Source organism: Variovorax sp. 05N34, from assembly GCF_056397405.1.
The window spans coordinates 477,707-497,985 of sequence record NZ_JBFTNI010000002.1 but is presented as its reverse complement, the minus strand read 5'-3'; the positions used below and the strand labels follow the sequence as shown (position 1 = coordinate 497,985).

Here is a 20,279-nt window from a genome sequence, read left to right as displayed (position 1 = left end):
CTCTGCATGGCTCACTCCGAGCGAACAGGGAAGGCAACATTCTCTGCCGCAGCAGGGGGCGACACGATGTGCCGCAATATCAGCGGCCGCTCACCCCTCCGAATCGAACGCTCTCAGCGAGGATCGCGTGCTTCTTTGCCAGCTTGCTCAGCGACGCGCGCTGCATGTCGCACAAGCGTGCGGCTTCGCTGATGTTGCCGTTGGTCATGGCCAGAGCGTCTTCGACGAACTGGCGCTCGACGTTGCAGACAGCCGAGCGCTTGGCTTCGCGCAGCGAGGCAAGGTCTCGCGCGGGGTGCACTTGCGCGGACGATTTCGCGAGGGCAGGGGCACTCGCAAGCAGCGCATCAACATTGATGCAGTTGTCGGTCGAGATGAGATGGGCGCGCAGCAGCGTGTGTTCGAGCTCGCGCACATTGCCCGGCCAGTCGAAGGATCGCAGCAGTGCGAGCGCGTCGTCGCTGATCTCCTTGGGCTCTCCGGTCGTGGCGCGTGCGGCACTGCGCAGCAGGTGCGGCACCAGCAGGTCCAGGTCTTCCGGACGATCGCGAAGGGGCGGTAACCGAACGCGGAGCACGTCCAGTCGGAAGAAGAGGTCGGCCCTGAACTCGCCGCGTTGTGACAACTCTCGCAGGTCGACGTTGCATGCAGCGACGATGCGCACGTCGGCATGCTGCACGTGGTCATCGCCCACCGAGCGGAACGACGCATCCTGCAGGAAACGAAGCAGCGCGACCTGTCCGCGCGGGGACAGCGCTTCGATCTCGTCAAGGAACAAGGTGCCACCCTCGGCCTTGCGCACAAGACCGAGCCGAGCGCGGCCTGCGTCCGTGAATGCACCGCGGGCGTGGCCGAACAATTCGCTCTCCACGAGCGACTCGGGCAGGGCGCCGCAGTTCACCGGAATGAAGGCGCCGTCTCGGCGAGGCCCGATGTAGTGCGTGGCGCGCGCCACCAGTTCCTTTCCAGTCCCGCTCTCTCCGACGATCAGGACCGGCGCAGTGCACGCGGCATAGCGGGCCATCAGCTCGATGGCGGCGATGAATATCGGGGACGTGCCGACGATTCTCGAATCGAGCGGTGCGTCACGGCTTTCCGTGATTCCGTGCATCAAGGACCTCCTTCCCGTCCAGGGATCGTTCGTCTCGGGGCGCATTCTAGGAAGCGAAGCGCGTGCGCACATCCACCAAACGACGTACCGACTAAGCAAGCCTCTCTCGTGGTTCGCGGCTGTGTTGTTTGCGCACGGGCCGTGTCGGTGGCGACACACCAGCGCAAATCGAGCGTGATCAAGAGGGCGCGGCAGTGCGGCTTGCCCGGGGCGCCCGTGTCGGCATCGACTCGGCCCCCGCGAAGCGCTTGCGGACAAGGTCAATGGAATCAACGACTTAGACGCGCCGCCGCGTTGGCACGATTCAAGCGATGAGTGAAGTGTGACAACCGATTCGCTCCTGACCCACGACGTCGCGGAAACGATCCTGCGCTACGTCACTGCGCATCCGGATGCCTGCGATTCCATCGAGGGCATTTGCGACTGGTGGCTCGTGCGCCAGCGACGCGATGACACGCGCAAGGCGGTTGCTGCAGCGCTGCAGGGCCTCGTGGCCGCAGGCCGGATGGAAGCGTCGACCGGTGCCGACGGCCTCACTGTCTATCGATCAGTGCAACGATGATCAACGCCATTGCTTCGCAGTCCCAGGCTCCCGCCTTCCAGATGGAGGGTTTGTGGAACGCCCTTGGCCGCCTTGATCGGATGCTGGAGCGCGCCACGACGGCCGCCGATGCCGCGGCCAGCGGAACCGGCGCGAGCGTTCAGACCGAGCCCTATAGGGGGCTCTATGTGACATCGCAGGACGTGCAGCGGCTCGTGCGGCGCGGCGCGGGCGAGCCCTTCCTCGCAGGCGTGGATGCCGCAGGCGGCACGCCGATGCCTGACGGATCGCGCTTTCCATGGCTCCAGCAGGCCTTCGGTCTTGACACGATCGATCTCGACATCGTGCTGATCGCGCTAGCACCCGAGGTCGACCTGCGCTACGAGAGGCTCTTTGCCTATCTGCAGGATGACGTGACGCGCCGGCGGCCCACGGTGGATCTGGTGCTCAACCTGCTGTGCGCGTCCCGTGACGCGAAGATCGCTGCGCGAGCCCGTTTCGCGCCCGATGCGCCTCTGTTGCGGCATCGGCTATTGCACCTTGCGGCGGACAACGTCGGACTTCCTCCGCCGCTGCTGGCGCAAACGCTGCAGCTGGAGGAGCCGGTCGTGCGCTTCCTGCTCGGACAGACGTCGCTCGATGCTCGCCTGCTTGCAGCCGCCCGATTCGACATGCAACCCGCGGCAGGCGTGGGTACGCGCGCCGAGGCGCTGGGCAAGACCATCGCCAAGGCGCTGGCCGCCGGCGAAGGATCGCACGTGTATCTGCAAGGTGCGGACGGTGGCGAGAAAGAAGCCGCCGTGGCAAGCCTGGCTGCGAAGCTGCGTCAACCCCTCATCACCGCGGATCTCGGAAAGGCGGCCGAGCCTGTCGGCGATTTCGGGGATACGGTCGCGCTGTTGTTGCGCGAGGCCCAGTTGCTGTCCGCAGTTCTGCACTTGGAGGGCTTCGATGCGCTGTCGCCACAGGACCGCGCAGCGCTCGCGGATGCGCTGCAGCCGCGTCAATCGACGCAAGCCTTCGGCAATGTCGTGGTGCTCTCCGGAACGCGGCCTTGCGGCCCCGCCCTTTGCGGCATGGCGACGCTCGAGGTCGCGCCGCCAAGCTTTGTCGAACGCCGCGCGCTCTGGGCATCCGAGCTCCGCGATCGCCGGCTCGACATCGACGCACGCAGCATCGACGAACTCGCGGCGCGCTACCGGCTCAATGACACCCAGATCGCCGGCGCGGTCGTGCATGCCGAGCGGCAGGCCGCGCTCGAGCAGGGCAAGCCCGACGGTGCCGAATTGGCCAGCGCCGCTCGCCTGCAAGTCGCGCGCGATCCTGGCGCCCTTGCGCGCAAGCTCTCGCCCTTGTACGTGTGGAGCGATCTCGTGCTGCCGGCGGACTCGATTTCTCAACTGAAGGAAATCTGCCGGCAGGCCCGCCATCAGCATGTGGTCTACGACGACTGGGGCTTCGGCCGGAAGCTCTCGCTCGGCAAGGGACTGAGCGCACTCTTCAGCGGACCGCCCGGCACCGGCAAGACGATGGCGGTCGAAGTCATCGCCAACGATCTCGGGCTGGAGCTCTACAAGATCGACCTCTCGCAAGTGGTCAGCAAGTACATCGGCGAAACCGAGAAGAGCATCGATCGCCTGTTCGCGGAAGCCCGCGCCGGCAACGCGATCCTGTTCTTCGACGAATGCGATGCGCTCTTCGGCAAGCGGACCACCGTGCAGGACGCGCACGACCGCTACGCCAACATCGAAGTGGCCTACCTGCTGCAAAAGCTCGACGAGCACGACGGCGTGTGCATCCTCGCGACCAATCTGCGACAGAACCTCGATGTGGCCTTCACGCGCCGCCTGGGATTCATCGTGGACTTCCCCTTTCCCGACGAAGAGAGCCGGCGGCGGCTGTGGCAGTCGATCTGGCCGGCGAAGCTGCCGCGCAGCAAGGACCTGGATCTCGAATTCATGGCGACGCAATTCAAGCTGCCCGGCGGCGCGGTCAAGAACATCGCCGTGGCCGCGGCCTTCCTCGCGGCCGAGCAAGGCGGCGACGTGAAGACAGAGCACTTGCTGTGGGCGGCGCGGCGTGAGATCGAGAAATCCGGGCGTCGTGTCGCAGGCTCGGAATTCGGCGCCTACGCGCCGCGCGTCGAGGCCATGGGCAACGGAGGCCTTCATGCTCAATGAAGTGACCGAAAGCCTGGAGGCCTTCTTCAAGCAGCCCGGTCTCGCGCCGCCGCTGCGCGATGCGGCGATCCGGTTCGATCGGCCGACCGACCCCTACGCGCTCGACCAGACCACGGTCAATCTGTTCCTCTTCGAGGTGCACGAGAACCTGGAGCTACGAAACAACGAGAGCGTCACGCGTCGCGTGGGTGGCCAGTCGCTCGTCGAGCCGCCTGCCTTTCGCGCGACCTGCCTGTACCTCGTCACCGCGTGGCCGGTGGGCGGCACCGACCTGCCCAAGCAGGAGCACCAGTTGCTGGGCCAGGTGCTCCAGTTGATCGCCGGATCGCCGCTGCTGCCGCACGCCTTCCTGACGCCGAACCTGCAATTGCAGGAACCGCCGCTGCCAATGTTGATGCTGCAGCCGGACGGCGTGCGCAACCCGGCGGAGTTCTGGGCGGCGATCGGCAATCGCATCAAGGCCTCGGTTCTGCTGTCGGTGACTGTGTCGCTCAAGGCCTTTGATACCGCGACCTATCCGACCGTGATCACCAGCGAAATCCGCCTGGAGACACAGCCCGGCGGCGCGGCGCTGGATGCGCCCTTCTTCCAGATCGGTGGGGTCGTGGTGGACGCGGCCTCCGCGCCGGTCGCGAATGCGGGCGTGCGCATCGTCGAGCGCGGGCGCAGCACGCTCACCGATGCCGAAGGAAAGTTTTCGCTGTCGGCCATTCCGGCCGGCAATTTCACCTTGCGCGTGACGGCGGGCGCCGTGACGCAAGACCGGGCCGTCGTCGTCCCGGCACCTGCGCTCGCGGGCTACGACGTGCAGTTGACCTGAACGGTTTCATCCCTACACCGCAAGAAGGAGAGGGCAAGGATGGCAAACTATTTCGCACCCGGCGTCTACGTCGAAGAGATTCCTCCGCTCGCCAGGCCGATCGCGGGCGTGGGCACCAGCACCGCCGCCTTCATCGGTGAGGCCGACCGGCTCGCCGGCGCGGATGTCGGAAAGCCGAAGAAGTTCACCAACTGGAGCGAATTCTCGGCCTTCATCAAGGGCGCGGGCGCGACGCCGGACACGCCGATCTACACCACGGTCAATCGCACACTGGCGCTGGCAGTGTTCGGCTTCTTCGCCAACGGCGGGACCACTTGCTACGTCGTACCCATCGCGGCGGGCGGCATGGGCAACCTGCAGGCACCGCTGGACACGCTCAAGCCCATCGACGAGATCGCCATCGTCGCTGCACCGGGTGCGCAGGGCACCGCGCCGAAGGTGCAGATCATGGATCACTGCTTCGAGATGCAGGACCGCGTTGCGGTGCTCGACGGCGAGAAGGCGCCTGCGTCGGACAGTACGCCGGACGACATCTACGGCGGACCGATGCCCGGCGGCGGCCCCACCACGCCGGACAAGTTCAGCTACGGGGCCATCTACTTCCCGTGGCTCAAGGTCTTCAATCCGCTGTTCACCGACGGCGGCGCGGAGCCCGAATTGCTCGATGTGCCGCCGAGCGGCCATGTCGCCGGCATCTGGGCCCGGGTGGATGCGACGCGCGGCGTGTTCAAGGCGCCTGCCAACGAAGGCGTGGTGGGCATCGTCGACCTTGAGAGGCCGATGGACAAGAACAAACAGATCAGCCTCAACCCGCCGGGCATCAACGTGATCCGGCCCTTCGGCGGCTCGCCGATGGTCTACGGCGCGCGCACGCTGGGCGGGGACCGCAACGGCGAATACCGCTACCTCAACGTGCGCCGCTTCATGAACTTCCTGAAAGAGTCGATCGACCAGGGCACGCAGTTCGTCGTGTTCGAACCGAACACGCCCGCCTTGTGGCAACGGATCATCCGTTCGGTCAGCGACTTTCTCTACAACCAGTGGCGCGACGGCGCGCTCTTCGGTGCGACGCCCAAGGACGCGTTCTTCGTCAAGTGTGACGCGGAGACCAACCCGGCGAGCACGCGCGAGGCGGGGCAGGTGATCACCGAGATCGGCGTGGCCGTCACCAAGCCGGCCGAGTTCGTCATCTTCCGCATTCAGCAAAACACCGGCGCTTGAGGAGCAACGTCATGGCAAGAAAAGACCCCTACAGGAATTTCCGCTTTCTGGTCGAGATCGACGGCATCGTGCAGGCCGGCTTCTCGGAGTGCAGCGGCTTCGGCTCCAACATCGAGGTGGTGGAGTACCGCGAAGGCGGTGAAGCCGCCACAGTGCGCAAGCTGCCCGGAAAGATCTCCTACCCGGACATCACGCTCAAGTGGGGCGTCACCGATTCGCGCGAGCTCTACGACTGGCATCTCGCAGCGGTCAACGGCACCATCGACCGGCGCAATGGCTCGATCATTCTTCAGGACGATTCGGGCCAGGAGAAGGTGCGCTGGAATTTCTTCAGCGCGTGGCCCAGCAAATATGACGGGCCGGACTTCAACGCCAAGGGCAACGACGTCTCGCTCGACAGCATGACGGTGAGTTGCGAGCGCGTCGAGCGTGCGTGAGACGGAGCCTCTCATGACGTCGTTCCAGACCGAATACGAGTTCACGTTGCCGCTGGGCTTCGTCGACGCTGAAGGCGACCTGCACCGCGAAGGCGTGATGCGGCTCGCCACCGCGGCCGACGAGATCCTGCCGCTGAAGGACCCGCGTGTGCAGAGCAACGAGGCCTACCTCACCGTGATCCTGCTGTCGCGCGTGATCGTGCGCCTGGGCTCGGTGGCGCAGGTCACGCCCAAGGTGGTCGAGGGCGTCTACGCCGCCGACCTGGCCTATCTGCAGGAGTTCTACAACCGCATCAACCGCAGCGGCAAGGCCGTGATCGAGGCGGCCTGCCCGAAGTGCGCGCACGAGTTCGCGCTGGAGATGAACAGCCCGGGGGGATCGTAGGCTACCCCCTGCCCGCGCTGTACAGGGAAGTAGCCTTCATCGCCTATCACTTTCACTGGTCGCAGGAAGTCGTGATGTCGCTCGAACACAAGGAGCGGCAGCGTTGGATGGAAGAGATCTCCGCGATCAACGAAAGAGCCAACAGCGAAGCCCTTCAGTAAGAGGAGTGGACGACGTGAACAGATGGCAAGCATGGGCTCAGCGCCTGCGCGCGCGGCACGGCCGCATCGACGCATGGCGCGCGCCGGGCGCGATGGTGCTGCAGCAGCGAGGGCTCGGCGCCGCCGCGCAGGCTCGGCACGTTCACCTGCGGCCGAGCCTCCATCTGCACACGCACTTCGCTGTCTCGCCATTGATCACCGTGAGCATGCGGCCGGCGATGGCGCGGCCCTTGATCCTGCGCAGTGCGCTACCCACAGGCAGCGCTTGGCGCGAGCCGGAGATGTTCGTCGGGCACGCGCCACGGCATGTCGCGCAATCGGATGAGCACCGTGAGCCTGTCGCGCACGTGGCGTCGCCGGCCTTTGTTCCCGCGTTCCGAAAGGTCGGACCCGCACACGCGGCGCCGGCTGGGCACCAGCCCATTCGCCTGTCGGTGCGGCGCGGCGAAGAAGTCTCGACCATCGCGACGCATGCCGGCGACATGGCAGTGCGCCTCCGGCTCAACGCCCATCGCGAGGAGGTCAGGCCCGCCATGGGGCCCGCAGTGCTGGCTGTGCCGCGACGCGCAGCAGCGCAGCCGGCCGGAAGCGCGGTCGACAGCATCGAAGGGTCTGCGCTGTCGCGCACGCGGTTGGAAGAGGCGAGGGCGCCGCACGCCGCGCCAGCCTTCAACGTCGAGGCGCTCACCGGCCTGGTGATCCAGCAAATCGATCGCCGCCTCGTGGCCTACCGCGAACGCATGGGGAGGGCCTGAACCATGGCACTCGCCAAGGCAAGCATCACGGTCGAACACACGGGCGCGCGTTTCGACGTGATGTTCAACCCCGAGGAGTACGGCCTCAACAAGGACAACAACTACGCGTCGCAGGCCATACCGGGCCTGGGCTCGCCGATCCTGCAGTTCGTGCATGGCAACCTGCGCACGTTGGAGATGGAGCTTTTCTTCGACACCACCGACACCCGCACGGATGTGCGTGCCGAGACGCAGAAGGTGGTGGACCTGCTCAAGATCGATTCCGAACTGCATGCGCCGCCGGTGCTGCGCGTGGCCTGGGGGTCGCTGCAACTGCGCTGCGTGCTCGCGCGTGCCAACCAGAAGTTCATCAAGTTCCTCGAAGACGGGCGGCCCACGCGGGCGCGCGTCACGGTGAGCTTCAGCGAGTTCATCGACCCGGAACGCGAGGCCAAGGAGGTCAATCGACAGACCGCGGACTTCAGCAAGGGCTACACAGTGCAGCGCGGCGACACGCTCTCGGCCATTGCCTTCCGCTTCTACGAAGACCCGGCGCTGTGGCGGCCCATCGCCGCGGCCAACGACATCAACGATCCGCGTGCCATCGAACCGGGACAGGCGCTCAAGGTGCCGGCCCTGCCCTTTACCGATCCGGCCACCGGCGAGGTGACATCCTGATGCGCCTCGCTCCTGAATTCGCGATCAGCATCGACGGCAACGCCATTCCGGCGGCCTTGCGCGCGTCGATCGTCTCCGTCACCCACACCGACGGCATGGAGGGTGCGGACCGCGTCGAAGTGAGCGTCGCCAACACATCGCTGCAGTGGCTCGACCATCCGCTGCTGCAGGTCAACAACGAGTTCCGCCTTTCGATGGGCTATGCGCCCGGCCCGCTCGAAGAAGTGTTCGTGGGCGAGATCACCGGCATCGAGCCCTCTTTCCCGTCGAGCGGCATTCCGATGATCCGGCTCACCGCGCAGGACTACCTGCAGCGCCTGCAGATCGGCACCAAGGACCGAGCCTTCCGCATCAAGATTCCATCGGTCGGCAATTTCCCGCTGCCGGATTCCGCGGTGGCCGCGCTCGTGGCCGGCACCAATGCCCTGATCCCTGAACTCGACCCGGTCGGCGGCACGCTGTCGACGCTGATCGGACTGGCCACCTTCCTGGCCTTTCCGCAGTTTGCGCAAATGGCAGTGCGCAAACAGAGCGGCGTGGACGACTTCCAGTTCCTCACCGAAGTCGCCAAGGACAACGGCTGGCAGATGTACATCGACCACACGGCCGAGCCGCACGGGCGGGTGCTCAAGTTCCAATTCCTGATCCAGGACTACGCGCCGAGCCTCACGCTGAAATGGGGTGCCTCGCTGATGGAGTTCACGCCGCGCCTCACGACAGTGGGCGACATCGAAGGCGTGGCCGCGCGCGTGTGGGTCGACAGCATCAAGATGGATTTCGTCATCGCCCTGAACTGGGACTACGACCGCGCGATGTTCAAGCTCTCGATCACGCCCGGTGGCGAGATCGGCGAGCTGCTCGCGCCGGGCAAGGTCACGACGCTGAAGCCGACCAGCTACGCGACCGCGCCGCGCAAGATCCTCACCGAGCTGCTGCCCAAGCTCAACAACCGGCTGACGGGTTCCGGCAGCACGGTCGGCGATCCGCGCATCAAGGCCAGCCGTGTGATCAACCTGGAAGGGCTTGGCGACCAGTTCGGGGGGCTCTACCGCATCACCTCGGCCACGCACACCATCGACGGCGGCGGCTACCGCACGAGCTTTCAGGCGCGCAAGGAAGTCTGGTTCGGGTCCATTCCCTTGCCCAAGGGCCGCGGCGGGCTGGTGCGGCTGCAGGGCCAGTTCACCGTATGAGCAAAGGCGGCCACCATGGATGACCAACTCTTCGAACGGCTCGACCAGCTCGGCGTCGAATCGCAGCCCGACGGCTTCGCGATTGCACCTGGCGTGGTAACCAACAACCTTGACGCGGTCGCCGAGGGACGGGTGCAGGTGCGAATTCCGTCGATTCCGGCGATAGAGCCGTGGTGCCGCCTGCCGTCCGTTGGTGGCGGCTCGGGTCGCGGCTTCGTGTGGGTGCCGCAGATCGACGACGAGGTGCTGGTCGCCTTCGCGCAGAACGACGCGAGTGCGGCCTATGTGCTGGGCGGCCTGTGGAGCACGGCCGACCGGCCGCCGCTCACCTTGCCCACCGACTTCCTCACCAAGCGCGTCATCAAGACCGGCATGGCCGGCGGTCTCGGCCACGAGATCGAGTTCGACGATCTGGAGCAGTCGATCACCATCACGACCAGCACGATGCAGAAGGTGACCATCGACCCCTTGCAGATCAAGCTGGAGAACACCGCCGGCACGCTTTCGATCACGCTCGACAACACGACGCAGACCGTCACGGTGCAGGCGGCCGTGAAGATCGAACTCAAGGCCCTGCAGATCTCGCTCGAAGGCACGCAGGTAGACATCAAGGGCGCGATGGTGAACATCCAGTCCTCCGGCCCCTGCACCGTTCAGGGCCTGCCGATCAAGCTCAACTGAGGAAGGAAACGCCATGCCTTTCGCAGCCCGCGTCGGCGACCCCACCGCTCATCCCGGCGTCATCACCGGCCCGGGCGTACCGATGGTGCTCATCGGCGGCATGCCGGCCGCCGTGATGGGCGACATGCATGCGTGTTCCATGCCGCCGCTCGCCGGCCCGCATCCGCCGACGCCCATCGTGAAGGGCAGCCTGACGGTGCTGATCGGCGGCCGGCCGGCCGCACGCATGGGCGACATGAGCGGCTGTGGCGCGCCGATCGTCATGGGCTGCCCGCTCGTGGAAATCGGAGGCTGACGCGATGGCCCGGATCGATCTCACGTCGTCGTTCCTTGGCAAGGGCTGGAGCTTTCCGGTGTGCGTCGATGCCGGCCAGACGGCCACGGCCGCCTATGACGAAGACGTGCGCCAGGCCATTCTCATCATCCTCGGCACCGACCCCGGCGAGCGCGTGATGCGGCCGGACTTCGGCGCGGGGCTGCGCGCGTTCGTCTTCGAGCCGCTCAATCCTTCCACGCTGGAGGCGCTGCGCCAGCGTGTGATGGAAGCGCTCATCGACTGGGAGCCGCGCATCGATGTCGACAGCGTCGTTGCCACGGCCGATGTCGCGAGCGTGGGCAAGGTGCTGATCGAAATGAGCTACCGGGTTCGTGCGACCAACTCGCATGCCAACCTGGTCTATCCCTTCTACCTCGAGGAAGGGTCCGCGCAGTGAACACGAAGCCTACCGTCGACCTGGACCGCCGCGACGCGCAGGCGCTGCTCGCGGCCCTCCTCGCTCGCCGCGTCGGCTATACGCCGGAGTGGCTCGCGGCCGACAAGAGCGCCGGTGTCGGCCTGGCCGCCATCGTTGCGCGCTACCTCGAAGCGGTGGCCCAGCGGCTCGAACAGGTGCCGCCCAAGCTCAAGCTCGGCTTCCTCGACATCGCCGGCCTGAGCCTGGTGCCTGCGCAGGCGGCGCGCGCGCCCGTCGTGTTCAAGCTGAACGACCAGGCGACCGGCGGCTCGGCCCCGGCCCGAACACCCGTCGGTGCCGCACCTCCGCCCGGCAGCAGCGAGCAGATCCTCTACGAGACCGAACGCGCGGTCGGCGTCACAGCCGGAAAGATCGTGCAGATCGTGAGCCTCTGGCCGGGCCGCGACGAATACATCGACCACACCGCGGCCTTCCTGCGCGGGGATCCGGTCGAGCCTTTCGCTGCGCGCCTGCGCGAGCCGACGCCGCATCAGCTGTATCTGTCGCACCCGGTGTTGCTTGCGCTGTCGGGCAAGGTACGGCTTTCAGTCGAATTCGAACTGCAGCACGGTGCCACTTCGGGGCTCGACATCGTTTGGGAGTACTGGGACGGCGCCACCTGGCGCGGCTTCATTGCGACCAGCACCGAGTGCGGTGGGGCGGCCGCCGCGGATTTCGACAGCACGGACGGACTCACGCAAAGCGGGAGCTTCGTTCTCGAGACCGATTGCGCATCGGCCGCAAAGACGAAGGTGAACGGCAGCGATGGTTATTGGCTGCGCGCGCGACTGACTGAACCGCTGCCGCCCGACCCGGGGCAGTCGCTGCCCGAGGTCGACACCATCCGCCTGTCGAGCACGGTCAACGGCGCGCTGCGCGGACGCATCGCCGTGGGCAAGGCGGTCGCTGCGCCCGCCGTGGCAAGTGAGGCGTCGCTCATGCTCGCCTACAGCAAGGCAGCGCCGACGCCGAACCCACCGAGCAGCCTTGGCGGAGTGGTGAGCAACGCAGCGGGTCGGCCCGTCGAGGGCGCCATCGTGCGACTGACCGACCCCGCCGACCCGACGCGCGCGGCGTACACCTCCTCACCGACCGGGGCGGACGGCATCTATCAGATTCCCAATGTCAATTTCAGCCGCACGTATCTGTTCGATGCGACCTTCGCCGGCATCACCTTCTCGGCGCCCGACGAGCTTCGGAGTCCCGCGCAGGCCGCATCGACGGTGCGGCCCAAGGTCGACCTGACGCTTTCCGTCGAAGGGCTCGCGGCGGACAAGGCCTTCGCCGATGCGACGGCGCTCGACCTCAGCAAGCCTTTCTATCCGCTCGGCCAACAACCGCAACCTGGCTCCGCCTTCTATTTCGCCAACGAGGAAGCCTTCGGCAAGCCGCTGGCCAAGGTTCGCATCTACATCGCGCGCACGCTGTCGCCCCAGGACGAAGGGGCAGTGTCGGGCTCGACCGCGCTCGCGCACCAAGTGGATTGGGAATACTGGAACAGCCGCATGTGGGCGCCACTCGCGGTGACGTCGAACTTCGCGGACTCGAAGCTCGACCTCGATCGCACCGAGGTGATCGACTTCACCGTGCCGATCGACATGACGCCGGTCAAGGTCAACGAACAGGAGGCGCGCTGGGTGCGTGTGCGCCTGCAGAGCGGCTCCTATGGCTTCAAGCAGACCATCAGCTTCAAGACCGACGCGGCGGGTGTCGGTACCAGCAACACTTTTACCTACGTCGCTGCGCAGCCGCCGGTGCTCGCGTCCTTCGCCATCGGTTACACGTGGCAGTACGGGCCTTTCCATGCCGAGTCCGTGCTGGCGTACAACGACTTTGCCTACGTCGAGCGCACCGCCGAGGCGATGTGGCCGGGGAGCACCTTCGCGCCCTTCGAACGCGTGCGCGATCTCACGCCGGCGCTCTATCTTGGGTTCGACAAGCAGCCGCCCGTCGACCAGCTCGGTCTCTTCTTCGACGTGGTGGAAGCGCCAGATGCACCGCTGGGTCCTGCGCTGGTGTGGGAATACTGGGACGGACTGGAATGGACGCGCACGCCAGCCGACGACGAGACCGGCTACCTGCGTCGCCCCGGCATCGTGAACGTGCTCGCGCAATCGGACGACAGCGAACTTGCACGCTTCGACGCGCCCCACCATTGGCTGCGTGCGCGGCTGAAGGAAGACGGGCCGCCCGGCGAGCCGGTGTTCACCTCGCTCTATCCGAACGCGGTGTGGGCTTCGGAGCGGCACACATTGCACGACCTGCCGCTCGGCACCAGCAACGGCACGCCCAACCAGCGCTTTGCGCTCACGCAGACGCCGGTACTCGACGGCGAGCGCATCGAGGTGCGCGAGCTCGGCGGGCCCCGCGCGAATGTCGAATGGCGCATCCTCGCCATGGAGCTTTGGAACGGCGACGGCAGCGTGCTGGCGCAGTTCGAGCAGTTGCTGGCGCGCGAGTCCACCGACACGCAGGTTGCGATCGGGCCGCTGCGGCTCGTGCGAAACCGGCAGAAGCAAGTGACCGAAGCCTGGGTCCAGTGGGTTCGGCGCGAACAGCTCTTCTTTTCCGCGCCGGCCGACCGGCACTACGCGCTGGATGCGAGCAGCGGGCGCGTGGATTTCGGCGACGGCGAGAACGGCCGCGTGCCGCCGGCGAGCGCGGCCATCCTCGTGCGCGAGGTGAGCGTGGGCGGCGGCTCCAAGGGCAACGTGGCGGCCGGCGCGATCAAGCAGTTGCTGGGCGTGGTGCCCGGCATCCAGGATGTCTTCAATCCGCGCGCAGCCGAAGGTGGCGCCGATGGCGAGCCCGCGTCGGCGGTGCTCGATCGCGGTCCTCGCACGGTGCGGCATCGCGGCCGCGCGATGGCGCCGGCCGACTACGAGACGCTCGCCGTGCAGGCTTCGCCGGCGGTGAAGATGGTGCACGCCATCCCCGGCCGAAGCCCCTCCGGGCAGACGCTCGCGGGATGGGTCACCGTGCTCATCGTGCCCGGCAGTCTCGACGCGCAGCCCTATCCCTCTTTCGGTCTGCGCGAGCAGGTGCGCAAGTACATCGAGGCGCGCGCGCCGGCCGATCTGGCGGCGCTGCGTCGCATTCACGTCACCGGCCCGACCTACCTGCCGGTGGGCGTCACGGCGAGCATCACGCCGGTTGACCCGAGCCAGGCCGGCGCGGTGGAGCAGAGCGTGCGCAATGCGCTCGGACGCTTCCTGCATCCGGTCTTCGGCGGCCCGAACGGAACGGGGTGGGACCTGGGGCGCGATGTCTACATGTCCGATGTCGCAGCCGAACTCGAACGCGTGCCGGGCGTCGACTACATCGAATCGCTCGACCTCGTGATCGGCGGCGTGCCGCAGGGCGAGTCGGTGCGGGTGGCGGACGACGAAGTGGTCGCGGCCGGGCCCATCGTGCTGCGCATCGACGAATCGGGAGCCTGAGCATCATGTCGATCGCATTGCCCAACCTCGACGATCGCCGCTGGTCCGACCTCGTGGAGCAGGGCCGTGCGCTCGTGCCGCTCTATGCGCCGGAATGGACGGACCACAACGCATCCGACCCTGGCATCACGTTGATGGAACTCTTCGCCTGGGTGGCGGAGATGGACATCTACCGGCTGAACCGCTTGACCGACGCCCAGAAGCTGCGGCTGCTCGCGCTGATGGGTGTGCGCCCTGAACCACCGCGTCCTGCCACCGTGGCGAGTGCGCTGCGCATCACCGCGGGCGCGAGTCCGGTGTCGCTGCCTGCAGGGAGTGAATTCGCGGGCACGCGGCTTGACGGAACGCCCGTGCTGCTGCGCTCGAAAGCCGCGATCGACGTGGTCGCCGCCGGCCTGCGCGCCGTTCAACGCAAGGACGCCGGAGGCTTCCAGAATCTCACCGCGGCATGGACGCGCCAGGAGAGCATCGCGCTGTTCGGCGACGACCCGGTGCCTGGCGCCGAGCTCTATCTGGGCTTCGACCAGGCCCTGCCCGTCGGCGCCTGGGCGCAGCTCTACTTCTGCATCGATGGTGCGCAAGCGAGCCTCGCCGAGCGGGCGCGCATCGCGGCCGATGAGAACGCCACGGCACCGCTCGTGCATCACGGCGCGCGCGTGGCGTGGGAATACCTTGCGGACGTCGGCGCTTCAGGCACCTGGCTAGCGCTGGAGGCCGTCGACGAGACGCGCAGCTTCAGCCTCACCGGTTCGGTGCGACTGCGCCCGACGCAGGGCATGAAATCCGCGGCGCTCGGGCGCATCGCCGAGGCGCTTTGCTGGGTGCGCTGTCGTTTCGATCAAGGCGCATTCGACGACGCGCCACGCGCCACCCGTCTGATGTCCAACGGCGTGGAACTCGTGCAGTCGGTGCCAGTGACGACTTCGTGGCCCATCGCGATGGGCACCGTGGTCACGGGCAGCCTGACGCCCAGCCAGTCCACCGGCCTGCGACTGACCGTGCAGAAGGGACAGATCGTCGCGCTGTCCGTGGACACTGCGCCCGACGCTCCTGCCTTCGTCCTGCTGGCCTACCAGGCCGCGACCGCGACCCTGCCTGGCCTGCTCGTCATCGAAGGCTCGCTCGCGGGCACCGGCACCGGCGAGCCCGGCCAGCGCATCACCTTGAGGCAACGACCATTGGTCGAATCGAGTTTGCGGCTTTTCAGTGCCGAGAACGACCAATACCGCGAATGGAAGCAGGTGGATGACTTCGCGGCGTCCACCCGCGCCGACGCGCATTTCCATCTCGATCCGACCCGCGGTGAGGTGGTGTCCGGCGATGGCGAGAAGGGCAGGGTGTTTCCGAAAGGCTGCCAGGTGTTCGCTAGCTACGAAGCGACGCAGCCGGCTCCCGCGCTGTCGCAACTCACCGGGCTGGCCGATACGCCGCACAACCGTGCCTTCATCACCGATGCGAGCGCCATGGGGCGCGTCGCCGCCGACGCGCCGGTTGCAGTCGAAGCCGCTGCCGATGCCGAGACGCTCACGCATGCCATCGGCCGCGCGATCGCATCTCGCGAAGCTCGGCTGCGTGCCGTGACGGCCGAAGACTTCGAAGCCATCGCCACGGAGACCCCCGGCCTGCGCGTGGCGCGTGCCATCGCCCGGCCCAACCTCTACCCGGCGCTGCAATGCGTGAACGCGCCCGGCATGGTCACGGTGATCGTGATGCCGACGCTGCCGCTGTCCCGCCCGGTTCCGGGCATGGGCTTCATCGAGCGCATCGCAGTGCGCATCGAGGCGCGGCGCACCATCGGAACGCGGGTGGTGGTCGCGGGCCCTCGCTATCTGGAAGTGGCAGTGCACGCCACGCTCAAGGCCTTCGAGGGCACCGACTCAAAGCGGCTTGCCGCGCAAGTGGCGCAGGCGCTCGATGCCTTCTTCGACCCCCTGGGCGGCGGACCCGATGGCACCGGCTGGCCGCTGGGCCGAGACGTCTACCGCGCCGAGGTGATGCAGGTCATCGACCAGACGCCCGGTGTCGATCACGTCCTGTCGCTCGAACTCATCGCCGAGGGCTGCGCGCCCACCTGCGGCAACGTCTGCCTGCGCCCGACCTGGCTGGTCGATGCGGGGCCGCACAACATCGAGGTGGCCTGACCATGTCGACTCCCTACCGCCGCGATCTGGAAAGGCTGCGCTATTGGCAGGGCCAGACCTTGCGCAGCGTCGATGCACGCGACCAGGAGCGCTTCGATGCGTTGCGCCGCCAGTTGCACAACCGCGCGCTGCATTCCACCGGCGGCGTGGCCTTCGGTCTCGCCGTCAAGTTCTCCGACAGCGACCGCCAGACGGTCGAGGTCGCTTGCGGCTTGGCCTACGACGCGCGCGGACGCGAGCTGATCCTGCAGCGTGCGCGCCGCATCGCCGTGCCCACGGCGCCGAGTTGGCTGGTACTTCGCATGAAGAACGCCGCCCCGTCGCGCGCGTCCACATGCTGCGTGCCCTTCGACGCCGGATGTCCACCCGCCGACACGCATCTGCTGGAGCAGGATGTCGAACTGGCCTGGGCTCCGCGTTCATCCTTCGCCCCCGCCAACGGTGTGATGCTGGCGATCTTCGGCGACGGCGTGCTCGACGACAAATTCGTGCCGACGCAGGCCAGGCCGATCGCCCGCCCACGACTTGCGCGCGGCGAGACTGTCAAGGGCGACACGCCCTGGGAACCCTGGGTGGTCGAGCGGCCGGACGGCAAGGGCGGCATCCTGAGCCAGGTGGTCGGGGTGCAGACGCACATCGACACCTCGGCGAGCGGCTTCACGCAGACGCCGCGCTACGTTGCCAACCTGCAGGCGCAGGACTGGGATCTGGCCACTGCCGAATTCGCGCCGGCCTTCTTTCCGAGCCTGGCCGATCCGGCGGCGGACGGCTTCACCTTCCGGCTGCTGATGACCGAAATCGCGCGGCGTCGCAACAGCGCGTGGTTCGGTACGGGAAGGGTCGCTTCGATCGCCCGCGGCGTCGGAGATCGACTGCTGGTGGAAGTGGACCCGCAGGCCACGTTCAAGGTCGGTGACGTGGTCGCGCAGTTGCGGCCGCGGGCAGGCTCCGTCGTTCGCATCGACACTTTCGCCGGCAACAAGCTCACGCTCGCCGCGACGCTGCCGGTGGAAGCGGGCGTCACGACGCTCGCAGTGGCCAATCTGCCGCGCATGGCCTCCGTGCTCGAAGTGCTGCCCGAAGACCCCGCCGTGCTGGCGGCCTTCACGGCCACGCTGCCGGTGAAGAAGGGCGACGTGCTGCAACGCACCGCCGACAGTGCGCTGGCCGTCGTGGATCGCGTGTCGCAAGGCAAGCTCACCATCGGCAAGCCCTTCGCCGGCTGGAAGGCCACAGACCCACTGATGGTCGCCCGCATGACCGGTGCCGCCGATGTGAAGACCGTCTCGACATCGGCCGACGGCGCCCGTCTCGTGCTGGAGCTCAAGCCCGCGACGCACGGTGTCGAACTCGGCATGTCCCTCGTGCTGCTGGATGGCGACAAGCTCCCGCTTCCGCTCGCGAGCACGCCGAAGGTCACCAGCCATAGCGGGGCCATCATCGAAGTGCAGCCGGTGCCGACCGCCGCCGAGATCGCGGGCCTCGCGCGCGTCGCGCCGCTGGCCGCCGGCATCACGATCCAGAGTCTGCAGCCCAAGAACCGCAGCACTGTCGGGGTCGACAGCGTCGGACCTTTCGATGTCGGCGATTTCGTGGCCGCGTCGGACGATCCGGCGCACGTCGCGGTCGTGGAGCAGGTGAACAAGGGCAAGAAGCAACTGGAGCTGAGCACGGCGCTCGCGGTCAAGGCGGGCTCCGTGATCGTCGGCGTGAACTGGCAGACAGCAACCACGGTCGATGTCTTCGATTCGAAGATTCCGAACAAGGTGACCGTGGGTCGCGCAAAGGCGGCGCTGCCAGGCGACTTCGTGGCGCTGCGTGCAGCGGACGAGTTCGCAACGGCAGTGCCGGTTGCGAGCGTCGCCGACAAGGTCCTCACGCTGGACGGGTCGCTCGTCGGCGCGGCACGGCTCGACACCCTTGCGGTCGGCCGCTTTCCGCGCATCGCGACCGTCGTTTCGCAGGACACGGACCCGGCCAATGTCGCCATTGCCGAGGCCGGTGCCTTGAACGCCGGCGATTGCGTGATGCGCGTGCCGTCCGGCGATGCGTCGGTCGACGAGGGTGCGGTCGTGCAGGTCGTGAGCATCAGTGGCACGCAGGTCGTGCTGTCCGAATCGCCTGGAGCGCTCGCGCCCGGCGACAGGCTGGCGACGGTGCACTGGCGCGATCTCGCGGGCGTCAAGACCGTGGACCCGGCCGACGCGACGCACGTCGAGGTCGATGGCGCCGTGGCCTTCCGGGAAGGCGACGTGGTCGGGGTGTTCACGCACCATGCCGACGCTTCCAACCCGGGCTATGTCGAGAAGATCGAAGGCAACCTGTTGACGTTGCTGCCGGGACTGGAGCACGGCGACGGCATCGTGGACCAGGGCTGGATCGACGGCGGCATCGTCGGCCCCGCCGCGGTGAGCCTGCCCTCGCCCGTGCAGTTGTCTTTCCCGTCACTCTGGCAGCCGCTGGTGCGCATGGAGACGCTCGAGGGGCTCGATGGTCGCTCGCCCGCGACCGCCTATGGCCTCGACCTGCTCACCGGCCAGTTCCAGTCGCGCAGCGTGTTGCCGCTCATCCTGGACCCTGCGGGCGCCCACTTGATCTTCTTCATCCAGGGCACGGAACCCTACCGCTTCCGTCCCGAGACGCTCTCCCTGATCACACGCTTCAACACCGACTTTCCGCGCGCGTTTGCCACCTTCGCGCAGAAGCAGCAACTCGTGGTGCGCTGGATCGGCTGCCAGGAGGAGTTTTCCCCCGCTCGCGGCTGTCCGGCGCAGGCGCCCTACGACGTTTGCGCGTCCGCTGCGCCGGCGACTTCCCCGGAGGACTCATGACCCTATCCATCATCGGTGACACCCGCTTCGTCGAGCGCAGCACCTTCTTCAACGGCCAGCGCCTGTTCGCCTCGGATCTGCAGGGCGTGGAGGAATTCAATCGCCAGATGCGCTGGCTGCACAACCAGAGCCTGCACCAGCCGGGCATCGGCGCCGGCTTCGCGGTCAGCGGCGCCAAGGGGGATCGAGAGGTGTCGATCCAACCCGGCTATGCGATCGATTCGGCCGGGCGGGAGATCGTGCTGACCGATGCCATGGTGCTGGCCGTGCCGCCGGTTGCGGGCGACGATTTCGGCGCGCCGGTGTTCTTCGACCTGACCGTGTCGTACCCGGACGAACGCGCGCTCAACGTGGCGGAGACGCGCGAAGGCGTCTGCGGCGCGCCGACCGGGGCGATTCGCCTGCGCGAGACACCGGTGTTCTGCTGGGTTCGCCTGGGGCCGGCGCCGGATCGATTGCCCAAGGACCCGATCCTGCGCGACGCGGTGCAAGACGGCACGCAACTGCGGCTCGCCCGCGCCCAGGTGCTCAACTGCAAGCTGGAGCAGCCGCTTTCGCTGGCCCAGCGCCGCAACGCGCGGCCTGCGGCCCAGCCCTATGTCGCCAGCGGTGCCACCGAAAAGCTCGACTGGACGGTGTCGGGCGGCGGCGCCTCGGGCTTCGGGGTGCAGCTCGTCGCTGCGGTCGACACCACGGAGGCCGCCTTCCGCACCGCACCCTGCTATTCGGCGCAAGTGATGGGCAGCCGCGAGTTCACGTTCGACGTGAAGGGCAAGAAGGTGATGCGGCTGGTCGATGGCTTCGTGATGCTGCTGGCTGCGGACAAATCGGGCTTCCGCTTTTCGCTGCTGGTCCCGGATGCGCTGCTTTCGACCTTGCCGCCATCCGCGGACGACCCGGACCCGACGAATGCCTCCGATTTCGAAGCGCAGTTGGCCAAGCAGGCCAGTGACTTGTGGACCATCGACTGGATCGGCGTCGAGGGATGAAT

18 protein-coding genes are annotated in these 20,279 nt (G+C 67.2%); 17 read left to right on the top strand and 1 reads right to left on the bottom strand.

Annotation, left to right across the window (positions count from 1 at the left end; translation table 11 throughout):
- Positions 1–79 precede the first annotated feature (79 nt).
- Entirely contained in the window at positions 80–1,111 is a 1,032-nt protein-coding gene (locus AC1DMA_RS06685; RefSeq protein ID WP_478143670.1) for a sigma 54-interacting transcriptional regulator, read from the bottom strand.
- A 322-nt stretch (positions 1,112–1,433) separates the two neighbouring features.
- On the opposite strand from AC1DMA_RS06685, the gene AC1DMA_RS06680 reads away from it, so the two are divergent.
- Genes AC1DMA_RS06680 through AC1DMA_RS06600 form a run of 17 tightly spaced genes read left to right on the top strand, consistent with a single transcriptional unit; the run spans position 1,434 to position 20,277 of the window.
- Positions 1,434–1,673, top strand: coding sequence for a hypothetical protein (locus tag AC1DMA_RS06680; protein WP_478124334.1), 240 nt, complete (start codon positions 1,434–1,436; stop codon positions 1,671–1,673).
- Positions 1,670–3,832, top strand: coding sequence for an ATP-binding protein (locus AC1DMA_RS06675; RefSeq protein WP_478143669.1), 2,163 nt, complete (start codon positions 1,670–1,672; stop codon positions 3,830–3,832). The genes AC1DMA_RS06680 and AC1DMA_RS06675 overlap by 4 nt, the downstream gene beginning before the upstream one ends.
- Positions 3,822–4,652: a Pvc16 family protein gene (locus AC1DMA_RS06670; RefSeq protein WP_478143668.1), complete on the top strand. Its 831-nt coding sequence runs from the start codon at positions 3,822–3,824 to the stop codon at positions 4,650–4,652. Before AC1DMA_RS06675 ends, AC1DMA_RS06670 begins: the two co-directional genes overlap by 11 nt.
- A gap of 39 nt (positions 4,653–4,691) precedes the next feature.
- Positions 4,692–5,873 (top strand): phage tail sheath family protein, encoded by a 1,182-nt coding sequence (locus AC1DMA_RS06665; RefSeq protein ID WP_478124331.1) that lies wholly within the window; start codon positions 4,692–4,694, stop codon positions 5,871–5,873.
- An 11-nt stretch (positions 5,874–5,884) separates the two neighbouring features.
- Positions 5,885–6,310, top strand: a complete 426-nt coding sequence (locus tag AC1DMA_RS06660) for a phage tail protein (protein WP_431273008.1) — start codon at positions 5,885–5,887, stop codon at positions 6,308–6,310.
- Between the two features lie 13 nt (positions 6,311–6,323).
- On the top strand, positions 6,324–6,695 hold the full coding sequence (locus tag AC1DMA_RS06655) for a phage tail assembly protein (protein WP_478124330.1): 372 nt from the start codon (positions 6,324–6,326) through the stop codon (positions 6,693–6,695).
- Positions 6,647–6,856, top strand: a complete 210-nt coding sequence (locus AC1DMA_RS06650) for a DUF6760 family protein (protein ID WP_478124329.1) — start codon at positions 6,647–6,649, stop codon at positions 6,854–6,856. The genes AC1DMA_RS06655 and AC1DMA_RS06650 overlap by 49 nt, the downstream gene beginning before the upstream one ends.
- 14 nt (positions 6,857–6,870) lie before the next feature.
- Positions 6,871–7,611, top strand: coding sequence for a hypothetical protein (locus AC1DMA_RS06645; protein WP_478143667.1), 741 nt, complete (start codon positions 6,871–6,873; stop codon positions 7,609–7,611).
- A 3-nt stretch (positions 7,612–7,614) separates the two neighbouring features.
- On the top strand, positions 7,615–8,268 hold the full coding sequence (locus tag AC1DMA_RS06640; protein ID WP_478143666.1) for a CIS tube protein: 654 nt from the start codon (positions 7,615–7,617) through the stop codon (positions 8,266–8,268).
- Entirely contained in the window at positions 8,268–9,461 is a 1,194-nt protein-coding gene (locus AC1DMA_RS06635; RefSeq protein WP_478143665.1) for a phage late control D family protein, read from the top strand. Before AC1DMA_RS06640 ends, AC1DMA_RS06635 begins: the two co-directional genes overlap by 1 nt.
- A 15-nt stretch (positions 9,462–9,476) precedes the next feature.
- Positions 9,477–10,142, top strand: coding sequence for a phage baseplate assembly protein V (locus AC1DMA_RS06630; protein ID WP_478124325.1), 666 nt, complete (start codon positions 9,477–9,479; stop codon positions 10,140–10,142).
- A 13-nt stretch (positions 10,143–10,155) separates the two neighbouring features.
- Positions 10,156–10,437 carry a PAAR domain-containing protein gene (locus tag AC1DMA_RS06625; protein WP_478124324.1) on the top strand — a complete coding sequence of 94 codons (282 nt, stop codon included), beginning with the start codon at positions 10,156–10,158 and terminating at the stop codon, positions 10,435–10,437.
- Between the two features lie 4 nt (positions 10,438–10,441).
- A complete protein-coding gene (locus AC1DMA_RS06620) occupies positions 10,442–10,855 on the top strand; it encodes a GPW/gp25 family protein (RefSeq protein WP_478124323.1) in 414 nt (137 codons plus the stop codon).
- Positions 10,852–14,316 carry a putative baseplate assembly protein gene (locus AC1DMA_RS06615; RefSeq protein ID WP_478143664.1) on the top strand — a complete coding sequence of 1,155 codons (3,465 nt, stop codon included), beginning with the start codon at positions 10,852–10,854 and terminating at the stop codon, positions 14,314–14,316. Before AC1DMA_RS06620 ends, AC1DMA_RS06615 begins: the two co-directional genes overlap by 4 nt.
- A 5-nt stretch (positions 14,317–14,321) precedes the next feature.
- Positions 14,322–16,457, top strand: a complete 2,136-nt coding sequence (locus AC1DMA_RS06610; RefSeq protein ID WP_478143663.1) for a putative baseplate assembly protein — start codon at positions 14,322–14,324, stop codon at positions 16,455–16,457.
- Between the two features lie 2 nt (positions 16,458–16,459).
- On the top strand, positions 16,460–19,288 hold the full coding sequence (locus AC1DMA_RS06605) for a hypothetical protein (RefSeq protein ID WP_478143662.1): 2,829 nt from the start codon (positions 16,460–16,462) through the stop codon (positions 19,286–19,288).
- Positions 19,285–20,277 (top strand): hypothetical protein, encoded by a 993-nt coding sequence (locus AC1DMA_RS06600; RefSeq protein ID WP_478143661.1) that lies wholly within the window; start codon positions 19,285–19,287, stop codon positions 20,275–20,277. The genes AC1DMA_RS06605 and AC1DMA_RS06600 overlap by 4 nt, the downstream gene beginning before the upstream one ends.
- The last annotated feature ends 2 nt before the right edge of the window (positions 20,278–20,279 follow it).